Origin of the sequence: Desulfoferrobacter suflitae (assembly GCF_022603395.1) — a bacterium.
In the GTDB taxonomy this organism is placed as follows: Bacteria; Desulfobacterota; Syntrophobacteria; order Syntrophobacterales; family Syntrophobacteraceae; genus Desulfoferrobacter; species Desulfoferrobacter suflitae.
On record NZ_JAIBKA010000008.1, the window covers coordinates 85,673 to 109,678 of the forward strand.

General features: G+C 55.8%; 19 protein-coding genes and 2 pseudogenes. 15 read left to right on the plus strand and 6 right to left on the minus strand.

The window, feature by feature from the left end; all coding sequences use genetic code 11:
- Positions 1-16 precede the first annotated feature (16 nt).
- From K1V27_RS14725 to glgP, 5 genes and pseudogenes are all read left to right on the plus strand, one after another.
- Positions 17-1,702: a CoB--CoM heterodisulfide reductase iron-sulfur subunit A family protein gene (locus K1V27_RS14725; RefSeq protein ID WP_258930806.1), complete on the plus strand. Its 1,686-nt coding sequence runs from the start codon at positions 17-19 to the stop codon at positions 1,700-1,702.
- A gap of 167 nt (positions 1,703-1,869) precedes the next feature.
- Positions 1,870-2,601: pseudogene (locus K1V27_RS14730) on the plus strand (hydrogenase iron-sulfur subunit); the annotation flags it as partial.
- 107 nt (positions 2,602-2,708) lie between these two features.
- Entirely contained in the window at positions 2,709-4,379 is a 1,671-nt protein-coding gene (locus K1V27_RS14735; protein ID WP_258930807.1) for an FAD-dependent oxidoreductase, read from the plus strand.
- A gap of 63 nt (positions 4,380-4,442) precedes the next feature.
- Positions 4,443-5,300, plus strand: a complete 858-nt coding sequence (locus K1V27_RS14740) for a hypothetical protein (protein WP_258930808.1) — start codon at positions 4,443-4,445, stop codon at positions 5,298-5,300.
- A gap of 256 nt (positions 5,301-5,556) precedes the next feature.
- The gene (gene glgP, locus K1V27_RS14745) at positions 5,557-7,173 is read left to right on the plus strand and encodes an alpha-glucan family phosphorylase (protein WP_258930809.1); all 1,617 of its coding nucleotides are present in this window, start codon (positions 5,557-5,559) and stop codon (positions 7,171-7,173) included.
- Between the two features lie 120 nt (positions 7,174-7,293).
- On the opposite strand, the gene K1V27_RS14750 is transcribed toward glgP, so the two are convergent.
- Positions 7,294-8,316, minus strand: a complete 1,023-nt coding sequence (locus tag K1V27_RS14750) for a VUT family protein (RefSeq protein WP_258930810.1) — start codon at positions 8,314-8,316, stop codon at positions 7,294-7,296.
- Positions 8,317-8,611: 295 nt separating this feature from the next.
- Between K1V27_RS14750 and hutU the strand changes: the two genes are divergently transcribed.
- From hutU to K1V27_RS23175, 4 genes and pseudogenes are all read left to right on the plus strand, one after another.
- Complete coding sequence (gene hutU, locus K1V27_RS14755) at positions 8,612-10,657, plus strand: urocanate hydratase (protein ID WP_258930811.1); 2,046 nt, start codon at positions 8,612-8,614, stop codon at positions 10,655-10,657.
- A 31-nt stretch (positions 10,658-10,688) separates the two neighbouring features.
- Complete coding sequence (gene ftcD, locus K1V27_RS14760; RefSeq protein ID WP_258930812.1) at positions 10,689-11,594, plus strand: glutamate formimidoyltransferase; 906 nt, start codon at positions 10,689-10,691, stop codon at positions 11,592-11,594.
- Between the two features lie 24 nt (positions 11,595-11,618).
- Positions 11,619-12,236: a cyclodeaminase/cyclohydrolase family protein gene (locus tag K1V27_RS14765; protein WP_258930813.1), complete on the plus strand. Its 618-nt coding sequence runs from the start codon at positions 11,619-11,621 to the stop codon at positions 12,234-12,236.
- 819 nt (positions 12,237-13,055) lie between these two features.
- Positions 13,056-13,569 (plus strand): annotated as a pseudogene (locus K1V27_RS23175) (methyl-accepting chemotaxis protein); the annotation flags it as partial.
- 262 nt (positions 13,570-13,831) lie between these two features.
- Here K1V27_RS23175 and K1V27_RS14775 read toward each other — a convergent pair.
- The 5 genes from K1V27_RS14775 to K1V27_RS14795 form a co-directional block, all read right to left on the minus strand.
- Positions 13,832-14,116, minus strand: coding sequence for a DUF3467 domain-containing protein (locus tag K1V27_RS14775; protein ID WP_258930815.1), 285 nt, complete (start codon positions 14,114-14,116; stop codon positions 13,832-13,834).
- Positions 14,117-14,182: 66 nt separating this feature from the next.
- On the minus strand, positions 14,183-14,404 hold the full coding sequence (locus K1V27_RS14780) for a hypothetical protein (RefSeq protein ID WP_258930816.1): 222 nt from the start codon (positions 14,402-14,404) through the stop codon (positions 14,183-14,185).
- Positions 14,405-14,430: 26 nt separating this feature from the next.
- Positions 14,431-14,889, minus strand: a complete 459-nt coding sequence (locus K1V27_RS14785) for a superoxide dismutase, Ni (RefSeq protein ID WP_258930817.1) — start codon at positions 14,887-14,889, stop codon at positions 14,431-14,433.
- A gap of 37 nt (positions 14,890-14,926) precedes the next feature.
- The gene (gene wrbA / locus K1V27_RS14790) at positions 14,927-15,538 is read right to left on the minus strand and encodes an NAD(P)H:quinone oxidoreductase (RefSeq protein WP_258930818.1); all 612 of its coding nucleotides are present in this window, start codon (positions 15,536-15,538) and stop codon (positions 14,927-14,929) included.
- 368 nt (positions 15,539-15,906) lie between these two features.
- Positions 15,907-17,310: a hypothetical protein gene (locus tag K1V27_RS14795; RefSeq protein ID WP_258930819.1), complete on the minus strand. Its 1,404-nt coding sequence runs from the start codon at positions 17,308-17,310 to the stop codon at positions 15,907-15,909.
- A gap of 524 nt (positions 17,311-17,834) precedes the next feature.
- Here K1V27_RS14795 and K1V27_RS14800 point away from each other — a divergent pair.
- From K1V27_RS14800 to K1V27_RS14825, 6 genes are all read left to right on the plus strand, one after another.
- Positions 17,835-20,768 carry an insulinase family protein gene (locus K1V27_RS14800; protein ID WP_258930820.1) on the plus strand — a complete coding sequence of 978 codons (2,934 nt, stop codon included), beginning with the start codon at positions 17,835-17,837 and terminating at the stop codon, positions 20,766-20,768.
- 15 nt (positions 20,769-20,783) lie between these two features.
- Positions 20,784-21,437, plus strand: coding sequence for a LysE family translocator (locus K1V27_RS14805; RefSeq protein WP_258930821.1), 654 nt, complete (start codon positions 20,784-20,786; stop codon positions 21,435-21,437).
- Positions 21,438-21,486: 49 nt separating this feature from the next.
- Positions 21,487-21,930: a PaaI family thioesterase gene (locus K1V27_RS14810; protein ID WP_258930822.1), complete on the plus strand. Its 444-nt coding sequence runs from the start codon at positions 21,487-21,489 to the stop codon at positions 21,928-21,930.
- A gap of 99 nt (positions 21,931-22,029) precedes the next feature.
- A complete protein-coding gene (locus K1V27_RS14815) occupies positions 22,030-23,148 on the plus strand; it encodes a glycosyltransferase family protein (protein ID WP_258930823.1) in 1,119 nt (372 codons plus the stop codon).
- Between the two features lie 56 nt (positions 23,149-23,204).
- Complete coding sequence (locus K1V27_RS14820; RefSeq protein WP_258930824.1) at positions 23,205-23,339, plus strand: hypothetical protein; 135 nt, start codon at positions 23,205-23,207, stop codon at positions 23,337-23,339.
- The gene (locus tag K1V27_RS14825; protein ID WP_258930825.1) at positions 23,336-23,992 is read left to right on the plus strand and encodes an ABC transporter permease; all 657 of its coding nucleotides are present in this window, start codon (positions 23,336-23,338) and stop codon (positions 23,990-23,992) included. Before K1V27_RS14820 ends, K1V27_RS14825 begins: the two co-directional genes overlap by 4 nt.
- The last annotated feature ends 14 nt before the right edge of the window (positions 23,993-24,006 follow it).

Consider the following 24,006-nt stretch of genomic DNA (forward strand, 5'->3'; position numbering starts at 1 on the left):
CAGATGAGGTGTTAAATTGGCTGAAGAAATACGTATTGGAGTATTTGTCTGCGACTGTGGCAGCAACATTGCCGGCTACCTCAAGGTGAGCGAACTGGCCGAATATGCCAAGACGCTGCCCAACGTCGTGTACGTAAAGGAAAATCTTTATACCTGTTCGGAGAGCGGCATTAACGAAATCAAGGCGGCCGTCAAGGAACAAGATCTCAATCGGGTGGTGGTCGCATCCTGCACCCCCAGAACCCATGAGCCTCTGTTCCGCGAAACATGCGCCGAAGGCGGGCTCAATCCCTACCTGTTTGAAATGGTGAACATCCGCGATCAATGTTCGTGGGTCCACATGCAGGAAAAGGAAGAAGGCACCGCCAAGGCCAAGGATCTCATCCGCATGGGGGTCGCCAAGGCAAGCCTGCTGCAGCCTCAGGAACCCATCGAATCGCCCATGGACCCGCGTGCCATGGTGATCGGCGGCGGCATCAGCGGTATGACCTCGGCACTGGCTCTGGCCAATCGCGGCTACCAGGTGACTCTGGTGGAAAAGGCGGCGGAGCTGGGCGGTTTGCTGCTGCAACTGGACAAGATCGGTCCTGCCAATGCGGATGCTGCATCTGTGGCGGAAAAACACGCCCAGCAGGTGCAAGGCCACCCCAAGATCAAGACCCTGACAGCAACTAAGATCGATGCGATCAACGGCTACATTGGCAATTTCAAGGTGACCACGTCCACCAATGGAGTGCAGGAAGAATTCGGTGTAGGGGTCATCGTGGTGGCGACCGGGGCTCGCGTCCTCAAACCTGTCGGCCTGTTCAACTATGACGGCGAAAAAGTGATCACACAGCTGGAACTGGAGAGCCTGTTCAAAAAAGGCGCATTCAACGCCAAGAATGTGGTCATGATCCAGTGTGTCGGCGCGCGCAACGAAGAACGCAAGTACTGCTCGCGTATCTGCTGCATGGTGGCCATCAAGAACGCCATCGCCATCAAGGAGCGCAGCCCGGACACCGGCGTTCACATCCTCTACCGCGACATCCAGGCCTACGGCACGGAAAATGAGGAGCTCTATCAATACGCCAAGCAGCTCGGCGTGCGCTTTCTAAAATATGATCAGGCCAAGCCGCCCAAGGTCGAGGAGGGCAGGGTCACGGTTTATCATCATCTTCTGGGCAGAGACCTGGAGCTTCCGGTTGACCTGGTAGTGCTCTCGACGCCGCTCATCGCCGGGGAAGACAACGAGACGATTTCCAGGTTGCTGAGAGTCTCTTTGGACGAAAACAAGTTCTTCCTGGAAGGACACGTGAAACTGAAGCCCTTGGATTTCGCCAATGACGGCATCTATCTGTGCGGCAACGCGCACTACCCGGCAACGGTTCGGGAAGCCATTTCACAGGCACTGGGCGCGGCCTCGCGCGCTTCCATTCCGCTCTCCAGAGACGTCATGACCGTCGAGCCCATCGTCTCTACCCTGGTGGATGAAGACGCCTGCCGCGGCTGCGGCCTGTGTGTTGCCCTGTGTCCCTACGGCGCGCTGGAAATCGTGCGCACCGAGAAGGGCCGCAAGGTCAAAGTGATTCCGGTTGCCTGCAAGGGCTGCGGCGTTTGTGCAGCCACCTGCTATCAACATGCGCTGACCATCAATTCCTATACCGATGAGCAGATCGGCCAGCAGATCGAAGCCTTTCTGGAAACGGGAACCGAAGGCTGAGACCAACTGCAAGGCAGAACTTCCGCGATAAAACGCAGCGCAGGGCTTCGGCCCCGGTGCTGCACAGTAGAACTGGAATTTTTAACTGTTAGGAGGCGAAGCTAATGTCAGACTTTACTCCCAAAATCCTGGTGCTTTGCTGTACCTGGTGAGGTTACGCTGCGGCTGACTTCGCTGGAGTTTCCAGGATGCAATATACGACGGATGTGCGAATCATCCGGCTGATGTGTACGGGGCGAGTGGATCCACCCATGCTGGCCGATGCTTTCATGAAGGGTGCAGACGGGGTGATGGTGGTGGGATGCCATTTCGGAGATTGCCATTACATTACCGGCAATTACCAAGGAAAAATCAAGGTCGGGCTGGCCAGTCGTACGCTGGATTATGTGGGATTGAACCCCCGGCGGGTCTCCTTCAGCCAGTGTTCGTCCGCCGAAGGCGAGCGCTTCGTCAACATGGTGAGCGCCTTTGATCAAACGATACGAGAACTGGGGCCCCTCGGAAATGCCGAGCGTGTCGCCCTCCCGGAGCTTAAAGACAAACTTGCCATAGCCAAGACGGTGCTGAGCCGAGAAAAAATCCGCTGGGTGGTGGGTAAGTTCACCGAATTCACCACCACCGGCAACAAGTATGGCGAGCGTTTTACCGAACACGAAATGTGGCGCACTCTGGACACCATCATCATGGATGAGGTGGCCACTTACGAGATTCTTCGAGAATTGGAAAACGCTCCCGCTTCGGCCAAGGAAATGGCAGCCAAGCTCAAGTTGCCGCCACCTCACGTGCTGAAGTATGTGCTCGCGCTGCAGCGTCGAGGTTTTGTGGGATTGGCCGAGATAGACGGAACCTCACCCCGCTATCAGATCGTTGACCCCATGGCAAAAGAAGAGGCTGCATAATCGGTTGGTTTTAAAGTTTTGAGTCCGCTGTTCCCAATTCATCGCGGATTGGGATAACCCGAAAGTCAAGTTGCGGGGCTCAGAACTAATAACCCTGGAGGATGACTGTGTCAGCAAAACGAGTAATCATATTTGGGGGCGATCCTGCGGGAGTGGCGGCGGCATTGGCCCAGGCCGAAGCCGGCATGCAAGTGACCCTGATAGAGCCCTCGCCCGGTTTGGGAGGTGAGCGGCTGTCGCAAACGCAGCTTGTGGTGGACGGTTCCGCCTTCGTCGACCCCAACCTGGAAGCAGTCAAGAAGCACCCCAACATACGCATCATCACCAATGCACAGGTGGAACACGCTGCAGCAGAAAACGGCAGCTACCGCTTGCGTGTGCGCCGCAACACAGCGCGCGTCGATCTGGAAAAGTGCAACGATTGTCGTGCCTGCATGCGCGTTTGTCCGATCCACATGTACGACGATTTCAACGAGGGGCTGGGATTTCGCACGGCCATCGACTTTTTCAATCCGGAAACCGGAACGTACAACATTTTCAAAGAAGACATGCCCGTCTGCCAGGCCACCTGCCCCGCCAACCTGGACATCCGCTCCTATGTGGGGCTCATTGCCGACGGCAAGTACGAGGAGTCCCTCGCCAAGATCAGGGAGCGGCTGCCTTTTGCCTTGTCCATCGGCCGGGTTTGCCCGCACCCCTGCGAAACCGCATGCAACCGCGGCTATGTGGACGAGCCCATCTCCATCTGTACCCTCAAGCGGTTTGTGGCCGATTATGAAATGAACAATGAGATTCCGCCGCCGGTGGATGTGCCCGACGAATTCCACAAGGAAAAGGTCGCGCTCATCGGCGCCGGTCCTGCCAGCCTGAGCTGCGGATATTTCCTGGCAAAAGCCGGATATCGATCAGTCTGTTTCGAGGCGCTGCCGGAGCCCGGCGGCATGTTCCGCTACGGAATCCCCGAATACCGGCTGTCCACCCCTACCCTCATGTATGAGATCAACTGGATTCTGTCGCACGGCATTGAACTGCGTTGCAACACCAGGGTGGGTAAGGACATCTCCTTCGCCGACATCCAAAAGGAATACGACGCCATCTTCATCGGGGTCGGCGCCCATACCGGCATAAAGCTTCAAATCAAGGGAGAAGAGCTTGAAGGCGTAGTGGACGGTGTCGATTTTCTGCGCGATGTCAACATGGGTAAACCGGTTAACGCCAAGGGGAAGGTCATTGTGATCGGCGGCGGCAACGTTGCCATGGACGCGGCGCGAGTGAGCTGGCGCGAAGGATTTGACGAAGTTCACGTGTTGTATCGCCGGACCAAGAAAGAAATGCCTGCAAGCCCCTGGGAAATTGATGCGGCCGAGCACGAGGGCGTCAAGTTCCAGTATCTGGTGGCGCCCATCGAGGTGGTCGGCAAAAACGGCAAAATGACGGGTTTGAAATGTTTGCGCATGCAGCTGGGCGAACCCGATGCCAGCGGCAGACGCCGTCCGGTACCCATCGAAGGGTCCGAATTTGTCATCGAGGCTGAAACGCTCATCCCCGCCATCAGCCAACGCCCTGACCTCAGCTTTGTGCCCGAAGAGGGCGGGTTGAACATTACCCGCTGGAACACCTTCCATGTGGATCAACAGACTTTCATGACCAATGTGCCCGGCATTTTTTCCGCCGGGGATGTAGAAACCGGGCCGGATATCGCCATCCGAGCGTGTGCCAATGGCCGCAAAGCGGCGGACGGCATCATCCAATACCTGCAAGCCAAAGGCAGCAAGTAAGGCAAGAGCGGCAACCGACAGGACAGCAAATCAGGGCTTTGGCACCAACTATAGAGGTCTAAGATGTACGAAAAAAAAGGACGTTTCATCGTTGAATTTCAGGACATTCCCAAGGCGCGTCAACACCAGATCGAAATCGATGTGGAGGAGCGGCGGGGCAATTACAACGAAGTGGAACTGGGCTTCGATGAACAGAGGGCTCTACAGGAAGCTAAACGCTGCTTGAGTTGCCGGCGCTGCCTGGGGTGTGCGCTATGCTGGGCCGAGTGCAAACCGGAAGCCATCATATTTGAGATGGAAGACGAGATCCTCGATCTCGAAGCGGACAGCGTCATCATCGCACCCGGCGTCGAGCGGCCACTGGGCAGGTTGGACAAGCGGTTAGGGTTCGGTGCCCACCTCAACGTCATCACCGACACGCAGCTCGAGCGGATGCTTAGCAGGACCGGGCCGAGTGCCGGCTTGGTCATCCGCCCATACGACGGCGAAGTCCCCGCCAGCATCGCGTTCGTCCAAAGCTATGCCGCGGCTTCTCCGGAAATGCACCAGGCGGCCTTGTGTTTTGGCATCAACGGCGCCATTCAAGTACGCAGCAAACTGCCTCAGGCAGACATTAACGTGTTTGCCGCCAATCTCGAGGACTTCAAGGAGGCTCACCAAGAGAGTCTGGCAAGACTGGATCGGATCGAAATCACAGAAGCAAGCGTCAGCCAGGTCGATGCACTGGAAGACCAGAGTCTGGAACTGTCCATCGAAGTCAACGGGTCCGTGCAAAAGAGCGAGTTTGATCTGGTGGTGCTCATAACCGAACCTCACATCTCACAGGAGATCAAGTCCCTCAGCAAAAGCCTCGGGCTTGGCATCGAGTATGCCAATTTCCTCATGGGGGGAGGCCAGGGGTTGATCAGCGCCGACAAGTAGGCAACCCCTCTGACCTGCCCGGCAGAATTGTCAGAAGCCACGGCCGAGCATGACCTCGATTCTAACAAGCACGCCAACGAAAGCTTCCAGGAACGACAGAAAATCCTGGAAGCTTTTTTTTGTCCGGCAGGGGGATGGAGTACTTCCAGCGGTGGCAATGGACAAACAATTCGATTCCCGCACCATGGAACATCGTGGTATAGAGAGAGGTTGGCTGTTGCGGGCTTCGACAATACGATAAAGAAAAGGGTACACGATGAAAGTTGCGTATTTCAGCATGGAGATAGGCCTCAACGAAAACATTCCCACCTACAGCGGAGGGCTTGGCATTCTGGCAGGCGATCACATCAAGTCTGCCGCCGACCTGAATATTCCCATCGTGGGCATAACGCTCCTGTATAAAAGGGGTTATTTCATCCAAACCATCAATCCCATGGGACACCAGGAGGAGATTTATCCCTATTTCGATCCTCGGGCCTTCATGGAGCCCCTGCCCTTCAAGGTCACCATCAAACTGGAAGGCCGCGATGTCCATATCGGAGTCTGGAAGCACAATCAGGCGGGCATCAAAGGGCGGGTGCCGGTCTATTTTCTCGACACCGACCTGCCCTTCAATGCTCCCGAGGACCGCCTCATCACCCAGTATCTGTATGGAGGAGACCGGCATACGCGCATCTGCCAGGAAATGGTCCTGGGAATAGGCGGGTACCTTGCCATGAAGCGCCTGGAACGAGACATCACCACCTACCACCTGAATGAGGGGCATGCTGTATTTCTTACCCTGGCGCTGCTGAAAGATCTCGATGGGAGCGAGGAAAAGGTTCGGGAAAAATGTGTCTTCACCACCCACACTCCGGTTCCGGCCGGCCACGACAAGTTCAGCTATCAATTGGCTGAATCGATCCTGGGGGATTATCTCCCCAGGAACATACGGCAACTGGCTGGAGCAGACCAATTGAACACCACCGTGCTGGCCCTCAATTTATCCCGCGCCAGCAACGGCGTCAGCCAACTGCATGGAGAAATTTCCCGGCAGATGTTCCCCGGCTTCAACATCGGGCACATCACCAATGGAGTGCATCACCTGAGCTGGACCGGCCCCGAGTTCATGGGACTGTTCGACAACCATCTGCCAGGTTGGCGGGAAAACCCTCAGCTACTTGCGGAAGCCCGTAAAATTCCCGATGACGAAATTCGCAGGACCAAGCTCAACGCCAAAAAACGCCTCATCAGCTATGTCAATGGCATTTGTGCCGCGGGCTTTACCGAGGAATTCCTGACCATTTGTTTCGCCCGCCGTGCCACTGCCTACAAGCGAGCCACCCTCATCTTCTCCGATATCGAATACCTGTCCAACCTGGCCCTCGATCGCGTCCAGTTCATCTTCGCCGGTAAAGCGCATCCGCAGGATGAAGCGGGAAAGCTGTTGATCGAGGAGATCACGCACATCGCCAAGCAGCATGAACAAAAGCTGCGCCTGGTTTTCCTCCCGAACTATAATATTTGGCTGGCATCGCTCATGACGCAGGGCACCGATGTATGGCTGAACACCCCGCGAAGACCCCGCGAGGCCAGCGGCACCAGTGGAATGAAAGTCTGTTTTAACGGCGGGATCAATATGAGTGTTCTCGACGGTTGGTGGCGGGAAGCATGCAACAACCGCGTCAATGGCTGGGCCATCGGCGACGATGAAGACCAGAGCGATGACGAGGCCGTAGCGGACCTCTATAAAGATCTCGAAGACATGGTCTCTACCTACTACGCCAGTCCCAAACAGTGGGTATCCATCATGAAAAACTCCATCGCCGATCTCACTCCGGTATTCAACACCCATCGCATGGTAATGGAATACATGCATAAATACTACATCTGACAGAAAAGGCACCCCCCCTGAATGGGACGAGTCTCAGCGGTTGCAGGGGGGGCAGGTTGAGTGGGGGGCGATGTACCCAGCCAAGGTTTGGCACCTGGATGGCAGGTGGAGCTTCACAGCTCATTTTTTCGCTTTGTGGTGAAATTCCGGATAGAGCAGTTTCGCGCATTCCGGACAAATGCCATGGCTGAACTTGGCTTCGGACCGTTGTTCGATGTATTGCTCAATTTTCTGCCAGAATCCCTCGTCATCGCGAATCTTCTTGCAGTTGGCGCAGATAGGAATAAATCCCTGCAAGGTCTTGACCTGCGACAGCGCGAACTGCAGTTGCTGGATGAGCTCTTCTTTCTCTTTTTCCACCTGCTTGCGGCGCTGGATTTCCTGTTGCGCCAGGGTCAGCTCGATGCGTATTTCCGCCACTTCCTTGAGTATGGCGAGCACCGGCCGGTGTTCGATCATCATGCCGGTGCGCTTATTCTGCCATGCTAAATAGAGATAAAGGAAAGGGCAGGCAAACACTGAGATGATAAATCGGCTCAGCAACGTGCCCCGCATAATGTTCAAGTAGTCCGGCGTTCCAACAAAGGCACCGGTGGCAAATAGCAAGACATCCAGCCACATCACTCCCAACAGCGTGAGAAAGGCTCTAAGCCAGAGCTGCATGCGCAATTTCGGCTCACCCAGATACTCCCAGGCTATGGCCAGAAAAACCAGATCAGCAATGGTGGTCAAAACCGATGCGGTATTGATGCGCAGACTCGGAGTAGGCACATAACTGAGCGGTTCGAGGTCGGAGATCCTCATCTGCAGATGCAGGATCAGCGCGATCAGCGGCACCATGATGGATACCCCCGCCACCGTGGAAATAGCGATGCGCGTGGCCCGCGGGCCATCGAACACATACACCACGAATACTCCCAGCAGCAGCGACGTATAAAAAACGGCGGAACCCACCATGAAGGTGATCCCGGCAACCTCCACTCTGACCCCCGCATCCGTCACCCACGACATGACAGCGGTAATGCCGCCTATCAGGGCGTAGAAGGGAGCCAGCCCAATGCGGTCGCGCAGCGAATGGGTCCACAGCACCAGAAAATAGACGGTCATTGCCTCCACGATGAGTATCAGCAGTTCATTATTCATCCAATGCGGTCCTCGAAATCCACCTTTAACAGGTGAGCAATGCAACACATGACTCTCGACTAAGCCATCGGAACATTTCATACCATGAACAAGGCAGGCGACACCAGAATGTAAACATGACAACTACTTAATAAATCCAATGGGGAAATCGATGGAGTAAATGTGGATTGACATCGTCCGACTGTTGTATACTCACGGCATAAATGAGGATCAACGGCCTTTAGGGTGGACCAGACGTCCCTTTGCCCATGTCCGGCCGTAGCCAAACCCATGGTAAAGCGGGGAGGTGGTTAACATGATCACAAACGTTTACTTATCACAACACATGACGGTCAAACTGGAAGAACTTTTCACTGATCTGCCGGACAAGCCGGCCTTCGTCGAGGGCATTCGTAGAGCCCCCAAACGCAAACTCACCCTGAGTCAGAGTGAAATGGAGCTGGCGCTGAAAAACGCTCTGCGGTATATCCCGGAAAAGTGGCACGCGGCCCTGGCTCCCGAATTCCTGGAAGAATTGCTGCAAACCGGCCGCATCTACGGGTACCGATTCCGTCCCGCCGGAGACATCCACGGCAAACCCATCGGTGAATATTGCGGAAGATGCCTGGAAGGCAAAGCCTTCCAAGTCATGATAGACAATAACCTCGCTTTCGATGTGGCCCTCTACCCCTATGAATTGGTCACTTACGGGGAAACGGGCCAAGTCTGTCAGAACTGGATGCAGTATCGCCTGATCAAACTCTACCTGGAACAAGTCACCCGCAAGCAAACCCTGGCGGTAGCTTCGGGGCATCCATTGGGGTTATTTGCGTCGTCACCGGACGCACCTCGAGTGGTCATCACCAACGCCCTGATGGTGGGTGCGTTTGACGATCAGGACAACTGGGTGCGGGCCACAGCGCTCGGAGTCGCCAATTACGGCCAGATGACGGCGGGCGGATGGATGTACATCGGGCCCCAGGGAATTGTCCACGGCACCTACAACACCCTTTTGAATGCCGGTCGCCACAAGAAGCGCAACATGTCGCCCGCAGACGATCTCCGCGGCGTGCTGTTTGTGTCATCCGGACTGGGCGGCATGAGTGGTGCCCAGGGCAAAGCCGTCGAAATCGCCAACGGAATCGGGATCATCGCAGAAGTCGATATCTCGCGCATAAGAACCCGCCATGAACAGGGGTGGATCAGTGCCATCGCCACCAGTCCGAGCGAAGCCTTTGACCTGGCCAGGGTCCATCAGAAGGAGCGGCAGGCCATTGCAATCGCCTTTTATGGAAATGTGGTCGACTTGCTGGAATTCGCTGTAGAGCACGATATGCCAATCGATCTGTTGTCCGATCAAACCTCCTGCCATGTGGTCTATGAAGGCGGCTATTGTCCCCAGGGACTCACTTTCGAGGAGCGGACCGCCCTGCTCAAAAATGACCCGGGAACCTTTCGGCGCCATGTTGATCGCTCGTTGCGGCGCCACTACCAACTGATCAAAATCCTGGCAGAGCGCGGCGCTTACTTCTTCGACTACGGCAACAGTTTCCTCAAAGCGGTCTACGATGCAGGCATTCAGGAAATCTGCAGGAACGGGCAGGATCCTCGCGACGGATTCGTCTTCCCCTCTTACGTCGAGGACATCATGGGACCTCTGATGTTCGACTACGGCTACGGCCCTTTTCGCTGGGTGTGTTTGAGCGGAAGAGAGGAGGATCTGGTGAAAACTGATCGGGCGGCCATGGAGTGTATCGATCCAACCCGCCGTTTTCAGGACCGCGACAATCATGCCTGGATTCGCGATGCCGGAAAGCACCGGCTGGTGGTTGGAACTCAGGCCCGCATCCTTTATCAGGACGCCACGGGGCGCATGCAGATTGCCCTGAAATTCAATGAAATGGTGAGAGACGGTGCGGTCGGCCCGATTATGCTCGGCAGAGACCACCACGACACCGGAGGAACCGACTCCCCTTTCAGGGAAACAGCCAACATCCGCGACGGCAGCAACATCATGGCCGACATGGCAACCCATTGCTTTGCGGGGAATGCCGCGCGCGGCATGAGCATGGTGGCTCTGCACAACGGAGGCGGGGTGGGAATCGGCAACGCCATCAACGGAGGATTCGGACTGGTGCTGGACGGCAGCGCACGGGTCGATCGCATCATTCGCACCGCTATCCCCTGGGATGTCATGGGAGGCGTCGCGCGCCGTGCCTGGGCGCGCAATCCCAATGCCATGGCGACCGCCATGGACTACAATGCGTCTCACAGGGGGACGGACCACATCACTCTGCCCTTCATCCCGGATGAGGCGCTCGTGCACGCGGCAGTGCAAACGGCCCTGGCCAGAATGCGCTGACTTGCGGCGCCGACCCTGAAAGGTAATGACAATGACTGTTACCAAGAAACTTATCGAGTGTGTGCCCAATTTCAGCGAGGGGCGCGACCCTGACAAAATTGAACCAATTGTCGAGCCGTTTCGCGGCAAACAAGGCGTGAAGCTGCTCGATTATCAATGCGATCAGGACCACAACCGCATGGTAGTGACCGTGGCGGGCGAACCCGAGGCGTTGCGGCAAGCGGTAGTCGCCGCCGTCGGCGCAGCCGTCGAGCAAATCGATATGACTGGGCACGAGGGGCAGCATCCAAGGATGGGCGCAGTGGACGTTGTCCCCTTCATTCCCATCCGAAATGTGACCATGGCCGAGACGGTGGAGTTTTCCCGCGAGGTTGCCAGAGAAATGGCCGAACGTTTCAGCCTGCCCATCTTCCTGTACGAAGCGTCCGCATTCATTCCCGCTCGCCGGAACCTGGCGGCCATTCGCAAGGGCCAGTTTGAGGGCATGCCGGAAAAATTGCAACAACCCCAATGGAAGCCCGACTACGGTCCCGACCGCATCCATCCAACCGCCGGGGTGACCGCCGTCGGCGCACGTATGCCGCTGGTTGCTTTCAACGTCAATCTCGCAACCAGCAACCTCGAAATTGCCAGGCAGATTGCCCTCAAAGTCCGGCACATCAGCGGCGGGCTGCGCTTCTGCAAGGCAATCGGCGTAGAGCTCAAGGACCGAGGCATGGTCCAGGTATCCATGAACATGACCGACTACACCAAAACTGCTCTGTACCGCGCCCTGGAGCTGGTCCGCATCGAAGCCAGGCGCTACGGAGTCAGCGTGGCGGGCAGCGAAATCATTGGCCTGATTCCTGTGGAAGCCCTCATCGATTGTGCAGTCTATTACCTGGGCATCGAGAATTTTTCCGTGAACCAGGTGCTGGAAATGAGGCTCATGGAATGACCACGACGACAACGGAGGCATCCTGTGCTGGCGGATCTTTCCATTAAAGCATTTCTCACCGAAACCGCATCCAAATCACCGGTTCCGGGGGGCGGCAGCGTTGCTGCTCTGAGCGCAGCCCTGGCGGCCAGTCTGGCGGAAATGGTCGCAAACCTGAGCGTGGGCCGCAAGGGTTTTATAAATTCACAGGCGGAAATGGAGGCTCTACAGGAGAGGGCCCAAGCCCTCAGAGTACAATTGGCCGAATACATTCAATGGGATGCCGATGCCTATCATCAGGTCATGGCTGCCCACGGGCTTCCCGGGGGATCGCCGGAGGAAAAGCAGCGGCGCAGCAAAGCCATTCAGGCAGGGCTCAAACAGGCCGCGCGCGTCCCCCTGGAAGTGGCCGTCCATTCCCTGGAAATTCTGGAACTAGCGCAAACCGCCGTAACCCAGGGCAACCCCAACGCCGTGACAGACGCCGCCGTTGGCACCATGCTGGCACGCACCGCAGGCCTTGCCGCTCTCTACAACGTCAAGATCAACCTGAGCTCCATCCGAGACAAGGAATTTGTGGAAAATACGGCCGAAGAGATCCAGCGCCTGGAAACTGAAATTGTCGCCCGGGAAAAACGCATTCTGGCAGCGATAAAACTATAAACGTAACCGCTCACCATGCAACCCTTTATGAACCACAAAGGCGCAAAGAACGCCAAGGTTGCGTCCTTTAGGGAGGGCTCTTTGCGTGTCTTTGAGTCCTTCGCGTCTTGGCGGTGAACGATTACATTATTTGAGCCAACATTTTAAGTTAAAGTTATCTGAGGCAAATACCGATATTAGAATTGATACAAACTATGGCAGGCGGCGCAGTGAACTGTCTTGGCGGTCTCGTGCTCGACTTCTACCCTCCCTCGCTCTCAACAGATATCTTTATCCTGGTGGCTGCTGCCCGAAAGCAAAAGAATAGCAGAAATCCAACACAGGGAGCCGGAGATGAAGACATTATCGCTCAGAAGCAAAATTTACACAAGTTTCAGCGTGCTTGTTGTGCTTGGTTTGGGGCTCGGAGGACTGGGCTGGCTGGGAGCCATCCAGCTGGAAAATGATCTGGCTGCGGCAGGGCAGGCTCAGCTTCAGCTTGCGGCTGTACTCGACCAGATTCACTGGGCAAGATCGCTCTTCGCCGCCATTGCCGTGTCGCTCCTGGTTTCAAGTTTCTTGCTGGCTTTGGCGCTCAATCGTACCATTGCCGGAACCATTACGCGCCATTCGGAAGGACTTTTTGAGGCCGCCGATCAGGTCACCAGCGCTTCCAGTCAGGTCTCCATCGCCAGCCAGTCGCTGGCTGAAGGGGCTTCAAGGCAGGCCGCATCACTGGAAGAGAGCTCTTCTGCAATGGAGGAGATGGCCTCCATGGTGAAAAGAAACGCGCAGAATACCAAAGAAGCGGCGCGGCTGGTCGAGATCTCGAGGCAAAGCATGAAAACCAGCCATCGCTCATTGAAGAACACCATGGAGACCATGAAGGTGATCGCTGCCAGTGGTGAGCAGACCACAAAGATCGTTAAGACCATCGATGAGATTGCCTTCCAGACCAATCTGCTCGCCCTCAATGCCGCCGTGGAAGCCGCTCGGGCGGGAGAAGCCGGAGCAGGTTTTGCGGTGGTCGCCGACGAAGTGAGGAATCTTGCCATGCGGGCCACGGAAGCTGCCAGGAACACCCAAGAGATAATCAACGAGACGATAGCACACGTGCGGACCGGCGAGGGCATCATCGAGCAAACCATGAAGGAATTCTACCAGATGGGTGACGATGCCAAGGCTGTTTCAACGTTGTTCAGCGAAATCAGCGTTGCCAGTGAAGAGCAGGCCGTAGGAATCGAACAGGTCAATCAGGCCATACACGAAATGGACACTGTAGTTCAGCAGAATGCCGCCAACGCTGAAGAATCCGCCGCCGCAGCCGAGCAACTGTACGCCCAGGCAGCTCAGATGCGCACCTTCATCGAAAAAATGACGGCCGTTCTCGGCGAAAACGGCAAAGGTCGGCACGCCTCGCAGCACAGCCGTGACGACCAGGAATATCCTGCCCCGGCCGCCGACGAACAACCATTGGCCCTTGCCTGCCGGGGATGAGCCCTTCACCGTAAGCCTGCCCGGGAGTTCTCTTTTGAGGCAGGGGTCCGGGTGAGGGGTACGCCCTCCTCACCCAGCCTCTTCCCGCCGATGAGGAGCGGAATTTACCAACCTTGTATCTAATGGAACTTTTGATCGCCTGGTTCGGCCGTCTTGATGGGGCCGAAATTCTGTTCGTATTTATTGAGGTTTTCCGTGAGTGCCGCGATGATCCGTTTCATGTGGCCCGGAGTCACGATGACCCGGGAAACCAGGTGGGTTCCGCTGGGCGAAGCCAGCAGCCAGTCGATCATGAATTCCTCCGGACTATGGGCCACGTACATGTTGTTGCTGTAGCGGCCTCGAGACATCTCGTCGCCGGTGCTGATCTGAAACGGTCGGGGCGGTTCTTTATGTTCCGGCATGTGGCTTCATCCTCGCGTGAACCGCGTTCTGTCAAGTTGACAAGCGGGGTGCACTCCAGCCTCCGGTCAGTGCCGGTGCGGCCAAGGTTCATGGCTGCGCTCTTCGACCACATAGCAGAATCGGTCCCATTCAACTTCGCGCTGGGTTACCGGGCAGCGCAGCTTCACCTTGCGCTCACTACAATCGAGCACCTGCCAGTCGCCGCGGCGGGGACCTTCTTCGATGGTGATCTTCTGGCCCGCCTCAAAAGGAAACGGACGGAAAAACACAACGCGTTCATCGGACATGGATCACTATCCTTTTCAATAGGCCTCTATTGGTGGCTGTGTTCAAAATACAGCTTGGAAAATTGTTGCAAAAGGGATCGCAACTCGTTCACATGACTCAGATCGGTTGTCTGTTTGCACAGCATCGCCTGCAACAGCATCTTGTGTAACAGAGTCAATTTTTCCACGTAGTTATCGCCCTCCGGCTTGATCCTCTGAGTCATAAAATATTGAGCGACAACCTCCTGAATTTTGTCTGCGTGATTCTCCTTATTCATGATCCAGCGGACCAGTTGATTGTAGTTGATGGGACTCTGCTTTTGAAGTTCGATGATCTCTTTCATGGACTTCTCTACAGTGGTGATATCCTCTTCCATCATGCTCACTCTCATCTCGTCACCGTAGATGCCGCAGGGGATTTCGCAATGCGCATGAGCACCTGCAGTCCACGCAAGGATAAACAACGCCACCAGTGCAACCCATAATCCGCGCTTTTCCGTTGTCATTTCAACTCCTCCTCGGTCAATGCCTGAAAATCATTTGCTATGCATTGCTGAGCTGTTTTCCAATCCGCGCCAAACGGCGACCAAAAACCCTGCATATTGCAGCCTCCTCCTTATCGACGGCTCTCAAGTTATCTTGACCGGCTATGTGCCCAGGACCGTAAGGGGAGCCACCGCCCGCTGTAGTGAAGAGCTCCTGAACCGAATAAGGCACACCCACTACGATCATACCCAAGTGCAGCAGTGATGCCATCAGGGTATAAATCGTGGTTTCCTGGCCCCCATGCAGGCTGGCTGTCGACACAAAAACACCGGCCGGTTTCCCCTCGAATTCGCCCTTGAGCCACAGGGAACTGAGTTGATCAATCTGATTTTTCAGTTGCGCCGACACGTTCCCGAAGCGAGTCGGCGTTCCGAACGCAATGGCCCCCGCCTCCTTAAAATCCTCCAGGGTGACCAGGGGAACATCCCTTTGCATCTGCTTGCCGGCTTTCATGTCCGGACGGGATTCGATGAGCGACTCGGGCATCAATTCGACCACCGTCCGCAAAACCGGCTCCACACCCTTTACTTCACTTGCGCCCTCAGCCACCAGCCGGGCCATTTTGTACACATTACCAAAAGTGCTGTAATAAACGATCAAGAGCTTCATGGCCATCTCCTTGGATCTGAGTACAGCGCCACACAATCAAGTGGCCGAATTCCGTATGTTGAATTTCTTTACGCGTGCCGCGTCACTCCACCCAACCAACACCCAAGCAAGTCCGCTGCCTTTTGCACACTCTATTGTGTAGAGCTTTACTGAGTTTCGTTTTCATCATGAATTACAGTGAAATTATGAACGCGCACCTGAATAATCAAGGTCAAATTATCCTTACGAGCCCGGTATGACGGCACAACGGCTCATAATGCTCGCGAACAGGATAATTTGATTCACGGCGATCGGTGGGGCAGGCTTTGACAAAGGGCGTGCCGTCATGCCCGCCCAACGCGGATATGACGGCACAGGGCAACGACCCGTTACAGTGCGGCCATGAAATTCACCAGATCCTGCTTTTCCTGCCCGGTGAGCTTCAATTCCTGGATCATGTTGAAGAATTCAACGGTGTCGGCGAGAGTCAGCAACCGGCCGTCGTGAAGGTACGGTGGAGAATCTTTGATGCCGCGCAGCGGAAAGGTCTTGATCGGTCCGTCGGCGGAGGCCATGCGGCCATTGATCATCACCGGTTGATAGAATCGCTCGGCCTTCAAATTGTGCATCATCCCGTCGGTGTAATAGGGGGCAGGGTGGCATACGGCGCATTGAGCCTTGCCAAAAAAGAGCTCCTGTCCGCGCAGTTCCGATTCGTTGGCCTTGGCTGGATCCAGTTTGCCGTAAATGTTCAATTTGGGAGCCGGGGGGAAATCCAGTATGTTCTGAAACTCTGCCATGAAATGCACCTGACTGCCGCGCTCCAGGATATTGACCCCTTTTTTCGTGGCAATGACCGGATCACCGTCAAAATACGCCGCGCGCTGTTCAAACTCAGTAAAATCCTCCACACTCTTGAGTGCCCGCTGGGATCCAAACAAGCGCTGTACATTGACGCCGCGCAGAGGCGGGGTATCCAGCCGATGCCTGAACTCCTGCGGACGGATGTCCCCCACCAGATGGGTGGCTCCATTGCTCAGACCGTTCACATGACAATCGAAGCAGGTCACTCCCCTGCCGGCCAACTCGGAGCGGCGGTCATCGGTCTGATTGAACTGCTGCTGGGGAAAGGGCGTGACCAGCAGCCTCAGTCCCTCGAGTTGCTTGGGGTTGAGGATGCCGTTAAAGAGTTCAAAATAATTCATGATGGTCACCACCTGCCCCCGGGATACGTCCCCGAGATCCGGCCGGGTAGTCAGATAGATCGGGGGAGGAAATTCGGGAAGGAAATGATCGGGCAGATCAAAATCGAGATCGAAGCGGGTCAGATCACGCCCCTCCTGCTTCTTGATCTCGTCAATGTGGAACTGGGGAAAGACCATGCCTCCTTCCGCGTGGTTCGGGTGCGGCAGTGGATAAAAGCCTTTCGGCCAGAGGTTTTTCTCTTTGATCTCATCCGGCCTCATTGCTGCCAGCTGGTCCCAGGTGACTCCCTGGGGCAACTTGACCCGAACTCCTTCTTGGATGGCTTTCCTGCCGCCGGACATCATGACCTCTTTTGCCGGGCGGTCCGCAAGATCATAACGCTCGTTCAAGAGCTCCATCTGACGCTGCATTACCTCGGGCTTAGCCGCTTTCATACGGGCCACGGTATCCGCGAACGGCTCTTTCATCACCACCGGACTGTAGCTGCTGGTCACCGCTTGATCTGCATAGACCCAGCAGGTTGCAGCCAGGATCAGCAAAAACACTCCAGACAACATCCACCGCTTTCTGATTCTCGTCGACTTCATTGCTCTTCCCCTTTTCATTCACGCGCTGGAAAACACCGGTTAGCGAGTTCAAAATGACAGTCAAAATCCTCTCCAGGGCACTGTTACATGTGCTTTTCCCTGTCACATGCGCCGTGCTCGTTGGGTGGCCTCCAAAGTTATTTCAATACACACGGCTTGGACCCTCAAATTATGTTTCATGATGCCGAATCGTGCGCCATATGTCAAGGTTGGTGTCGCTTCAACTGGATGATTGGCCGGAAGGTGAAGAGACCATCATCACTCCACCAGAACACTGACCGCAGGAACCGGCGGCACGATCTTTTCGAACTTCCCGGCATTCCTGCAATGAAATCGCCATCCTCGAACCTTCAACGTTCACTGCGGACAACGTATCGGTTGAGGTTAACGGATGGAAGTGTTAAGAGAGGCATCTTAATTTACCGTCATGGACATGACACCGGGCCGGGATTGGCAGACCGGCTCCCGGGTTGGACATTGACAATATGCGCTAACCAACGGCAAAAAACAGAGCGGAGGACTTGATGACCAGAGTGCACGGTTTTGAGCAGACAGCGCAGCAAATGATTCCCGAAATCGACACGGAGGCCAGGCTTTATCGCCACATCAAAACGGGTGCCGAGCTCCTTTCCCTGATCCGCGATGACGAAAACAAGGTGTTCGGCATCACCTTTCGCACGCCTCCGCAGGATTCGACGGGAGTCGCTCACATTCTGGAGCATTCGGTGCTGTGCGGGTCGCGCAAATACCCCGTAAAGGAACCCTTTGTGGAGCTGCTGAAAGGATCCCTCAAGACATTTCTGAATGCCTTCACCTACCCTGACAAGACCTGCTACCCGGTAGCCAGTCAGAATCTACAAGACTTTTACAATCTCATCGATGTCTACCTCGACGCCGTCTTCTATCCGCGCCTGACCCCACTCATTTTTCAGCAGGAGGGATGGCACCTGGAGCTGGAACAACTCGACGCCCCCCTGACTTTCAAAGGGGTGGTCTACAACGAAATGAAAGGCGCCTACTCTTCACCGGATACGGTCCTGAGTGAATATTCCCAGCAGTCGCTGTTCCCCGACAACACCTACGGATTGGATTCGGGCGGGGAACCGACCCAGATTCTCAACCTGACTTTCGAACAGTTTCAGGCGTTTCACCGAAAACACTATCATCCTTCCAATGCTCGAATCTTTTTCTACGGCGATGACGACCCCCGCGAGCGGCTCCGCATCATCAATGAATATTTGAAGGATTTCGAGCCGATGGAGGTCGCTTCGACGGTGGATTTGCAGCCCCCATTCGCAGGGCCGAAACGTATCGAGCGCGTATTCAGCGTCGGATCGGACGAACCGCACGACGCGGGTCGTTCCAAAGGAATGGTGACGGTCAACTGGCTGCTCTCGGAAACCACCGACGCCGAACTGAACCTGGCGTTACATGTGCTTGAATATGTCCTGCTCGGCATGCCGGGCTCTCCCTTGCGCAAAGCGTTGATCGATTCGGGATTGGGGGAAGATCTCGCAGGGGTTGGCCTGGAAGGGGAACTGCGACAGATGTATTTTTCCACCGGCCTCAAGGGAATCCATACGGCCGATGTGCACCGTATCGAGGCGGTGATCTTCGATACGCTGAAGGATCTGGTGAAAAACGGCATCAGCCGGGAAACCATTGAAGCGGCAATCAATACCACCGAATTTCGCCTGCGGGAAAACAACACGGGCAGCTTTCCCAGGGGGTTACTCCTGATGCTGCGGTCCCTGACCACCTGGCTGCATGACGCCGATCCAATGCTGCTGCTTTCTTTTGAAAAACCGCTGGCGGCCATCAAATCCAATTTATCCGCCCACAGCGGGTACTTCGAAAACCTCATCGAACGTTACCTGATCGACAACAGCCATCGGACCACCCTGGTCATGCGCCCCGACCCCACCCTGGAAGAAAAGCAAAGGGAGGCTGAAAAAAAACGTTTGAACGACATCCGCCAACAGATGACCGACGAACAACTGGAGGCTGTCATAGCAAACACCCGGACGCTGCAGCAGATGCAGGAAGCGCCCGACCCCCCCGAGGCCCTGGCGACCATACCCTCCCTCAAAATTGCTGATCTGGACAAGCACAACAAAGTGATTCCTGTGGACAAACTGGAAAAGAACGCCGTTCCAATTTATTTCCATGACCTGTTCACCAACGGTATCATTTACCTGGATGCCGGCTTCGATGTCCGTTCACTGCCCCAGAAGTATCTGCAGTTTATGCCCCTTTTCACCCGGGCCCTGATTGAAATGGGAACGGAAAGCGAAGACTATGTGGCGTTTTCTCAGCGCATCAGCAGCAAGACTGGAGGCATTCGCCCGGAATTTTTTACCGCGACCGTCATGAACAGCGACGCGAGCGCCGCCTGGTTTTTTTTACGGGCCAAGGCCATGCCCTCGCAAGCCGCCGATATGCTGGAAATCCTTCGCGACATGCTGACCAACGTGAAGCTCGATCAACCCGAACGGTTTCGTCAGATGGTCCTGGAGGAAAAAGCACGGCAGGAACAAAAGCTCGCCCCCGCCGGGCATCAGATGGTCAACCTGCGCCTGCGTGCCCATTTCAAGGAGGCCGATTGGGTTGCCGAACAGATGAACGGGGTGAGCTATTTGCTGTTCGTCCGCCAACTCGCCCGTATGGTCGAGGACAATTGGCGCGAGGTTTTGGAGGCGCTTCAGGGGATCCGTCGGATGCTGTTCAAGCGCGAACTGATGCTGCTCAATGTGACCCTGGACAGACACAACTGGAAGACGTTTGAAACGCAATTGGATGGTTTTCTCGTTTCCATTCCCGCTCAAACGGGCTCCCCGGCCGCTGCCCCATGGCATCCCGAGCTTTTTCCTCCCTTTGAAGGAATGGTCATTCCGACTCAGGTCAATTACGTTGGGAAAGGAACCAACATCTACCAGGAAGGATTTAACTTCCACGGATCCTTCCTGGTGATCTCGAGGTATCTTCGCAACTCCTGGCTGTGGGAGCGCATTCGCGTGCAGGGTGGAGCTTACGGCGCTTTTTGCCTGTTCGACCGAATGTCGGGCACGCTCTCCTTTGTCTCCTACAGAGACCCCAATCTGCTGAAGACCCTGACCAATTTTGACCGGACAGCGCACTATCTGCGCACTCTCGACCTCAGTGAAGAAGAGCTCACCAAAGCCATTATCGGCACCATTGGCGACCTTGACAGTTATATGCTGCCCGACGCCAAAGGATACGCGTCTCTGCTGCGCCATCTGAGCGGCGACACGGAAGAGGCCCGGCAGAAAATGCGCGATGAGATCCTGGCAACAACAGCCGTTGACTTTCGCAAATTCGCTGACATACTGGATGCCGTCAAGGACAGGGGACTCGTCAAAGTGATCGGTTCCCAAAGCGCCATTGAAGAATCCCTCATGGAAAATGACCAATGGCTGCAAGTGTTGAAAGTATTGTAAGGAGTGACCGCCGCCATGTTTGAAATGGCCGCCATCGTTGGAGCATCCTTCACCCTGGCGCTTTCGGGCGCTTTGATGCCGGGTCCCCTGCTCACCATAACCATTTCCGAGTCGGCGCGGCGGGGCTTTCCAGCGGGACCGCTGCTCATGGTCGGCCACGCACTCCTGGAGCTGCTGCTGGTTGTCGCCGTGATCCAAGGATTGGGGAGCTACTTGAGGCGACCTACGGTCATCGGATGCATAGCGCTGATGGGCGGTCTTCTGCTGCTCTATCTGGGAGTAGATATGGTCCGCTCCGCCGGGAAGCTCTCCTTAAGGGAGGAAATGCAGGGAACCAGCCCCGGATACTCCCGCCACCCTGTTTTGCTCGGTGTTTTGGCAAGCATTTCCAACCCTTATTGGACCCTGTGGTGGGCCACCATAGGCCTCGGCTACCTGGTGACGGCCATGGAATTCGGCTATGCGGGAGTAGCCGCATTTTTTGTGGGGCACATCGCCGCCGATTTCGCCTGGTACAGCCTGGTATCTCTTGGCATAAGCAGAGGCAAGACGTTTCTGCCGGACAGCGGATATCGGCATATCATCCGATTCTGTGGCGTTTTTTTGTTTTTCTTCGGTGGATGGTTTTTGTTGTCGGCCAAGGAGTACCTCGGCCCCAGTTTGTTTTAGCTGCTGGATGCCGGATCCCGGATTGCAACCCGCTTTGAGGGCTGAAAGCATGGATGAGCAGATCAGGAAGGCGATTTTCGACCAGGTTGCCAAGGAACCGTTTGCCCGCAAGTTCGGCATCTCCCTGGTGGATCTTGCGACAGGATATTCCCGGGTGGAGATGACGTTTACACCAGACATGGAAAATATCTTCGGCATGGCGCATGGAGGTGCCATCTTCGCCCTCATCGACACCGCGTTCGAAACCTCGTGCAACTCGCATGGTTCCATGGCCGTGGCACTCAACGTCACGGTCAATTATCTTGCCGCTCCCCGGGGGGGCGGCAAGTTGATCGCCGAGGCACAGGAAATCAACCTGACCCGGAAGACGGGAAACTATGAGATCAAGGTGAGGGAGGAAAGCGGCAGGCTGATCGCGGTCTGCCAGGCTCTGGCGTATCGCAGAGGCACGCCCCTGCCTTTCCTGGAAACATCGGCCGGCGTCGTGCCGTAGTACACCGGGTCAAGATGGATTCGTTGCATGTTTGCTAACGGTTGGCGCTGATGGCAGTGGGCATCGGCATTCCCCGCAGGTCCCTCGGTTATGCGCATCATGTTCTATTGTCAGCACGTTCTGGGAGTCGGCCACTTTTTCAGGAGCATGGAGATCGCCCGCGCCCTCGAGCGTCACCAGGTTCTCTTCATCGAAGGAGGAGAACCGCTGGCAGACTTCACGCCGCCTCCTCATGTCAAGCGGGTTTTTCTCCCCCCCCTGATGATGGATGGGCAGTTCACGCGGGTGCACTCCTGCGGCGCAGACCTCGAAGCCGTCAAGTACCGCCGGACCGAGCTCCTCGATCAATCCTTGCGAAATTTTGCCCCCGACGTCCTGGTGATCGAGTTGTTTCCGTTCGGAAGGAAATATTTCACATTTGAACTGATGCCTCTCCTGCAGCGGATCAGGCAGGAAAACCTGCCCACCAAAGTGGTCTGCAGTCTGCGCGACATTCTGGTGGAGAAAAAGGATCAGGCGCGCTTCGAGGAGCATGTGATCCGCACGTTAAACGCCTGCTTTGATCTCCTCCTGATCCATTCCGACCCGCACGTGATTCCACTCGATGAGACCTTCTCGAGAGTGAAAGACATTGCCATCCCGCTGGAATATACCGGTTTTGTGACACGGCGGCCCGGGCAAACCCTTACCCCGCAGACGGGATTGATTCTGATCAGTGGGGGAGGCAGCCCGGTGGGCAGGGATCTTCTGGCTTGCGCCATCGGCGCTGCGCAAACATTGCCCGATCCGCATTTGCGTGTGCGCGCCTTTGCCAGTCCCTTCCTGCCACGGCAAGACCTTGCCTGCCTCGAGCGGCTCGCCGCCAGAGACGAGCGCAGCGTGATCCTGCCGTTTTCTTCTCAATTCCTGGACGAGCTTGCTGCCGCCGAACTTTCCATCAGCATGGCGGGATACAATACCTGTATGGATATTTTATCAAGCGGAATTAAAGCCCTTGTCTATCCGTTTCCGCAAAACCGCGAACAACGAATCCGCGCGGAACGGCTGCAGCAACTGGGAATCCTTACGGTACTTGACTCGCTGCAGAGGGACCGCCTGGCAGAGCACATTGGGCTCCAACTGCGGGATCACAAGGCTCGTCCGGGAACACCGGCAATTTTGCAGAACGGCGCAGCAAACACCGCACAGGCTGTTGAAAAATATTTCGGTAGATCTTAAGATAGGCCCTAAGTGCTAACAATTATCAAAGCTGGATGTGAGGGGAAATGCCTTGGATGAGATTCTTGGCAGAGCATCTCGTCATTCCCGCGCAGGCGGTTGTAGCGCGCACCCGCGGCCGCCTGCGCGGGAATGACGAGGGCATGGTCGTGCAATCACTCATTGACAGGGATACGGGAATAAATCGGTGAAAACATCCGTCGAGCGTCAGGTAGTCCTGCCCTGGAACCAAGTCGTTAGAATTTCTTTCAACTCAATCAAGGCGCGCTTCTTTCGATCCCTCATCACCACCCTCACCCTCACTCTGGCCGTCGCTTTCGTCGCCTTCACCTGGTCCAGCTATGACATGCTCAATGCCATTTGGCCGCACGCCGACAAATCTTTGCAGGATCTGATCGCTTCCAGCGGATATGAGCTGACGGAGAAAGGCTTCGGCAGCAGCCCCAAAGACATATGGCTTGCCATTTTATCGGTACTGGTCTGCGTCGTCGGCATCATCAACGCCCAGCTCATGGCAGTCACCGAGAGATTCCGCGAGATCGGCACCATCAAATGCCTGGGTGCCCTGGACAGCTTTGTGGTGCGCATCTTTTTGCTTGAAGCGGTCTATCAGGGTTTGCTGGGCGGCGTCAGCGGCAGCGTGCTGGGAGTGCTGGTGGCCACCCTGTCTCTCCTGTGGAAGTTCGGCTTTGCGGTGGTCTACTCTTGGCCGTTTCAGCAGATGCTCTCCACCATTGGCTGGGCCTCCGGACTGGCCGTATTTTTATCATTGATCGGGGTCATTTATCCCGCACTGGTCGCCGCTAAAATGCAGCCGGCAGTGGCTTTGAGGGCGGAGGAATAATTTCCAATACAGGA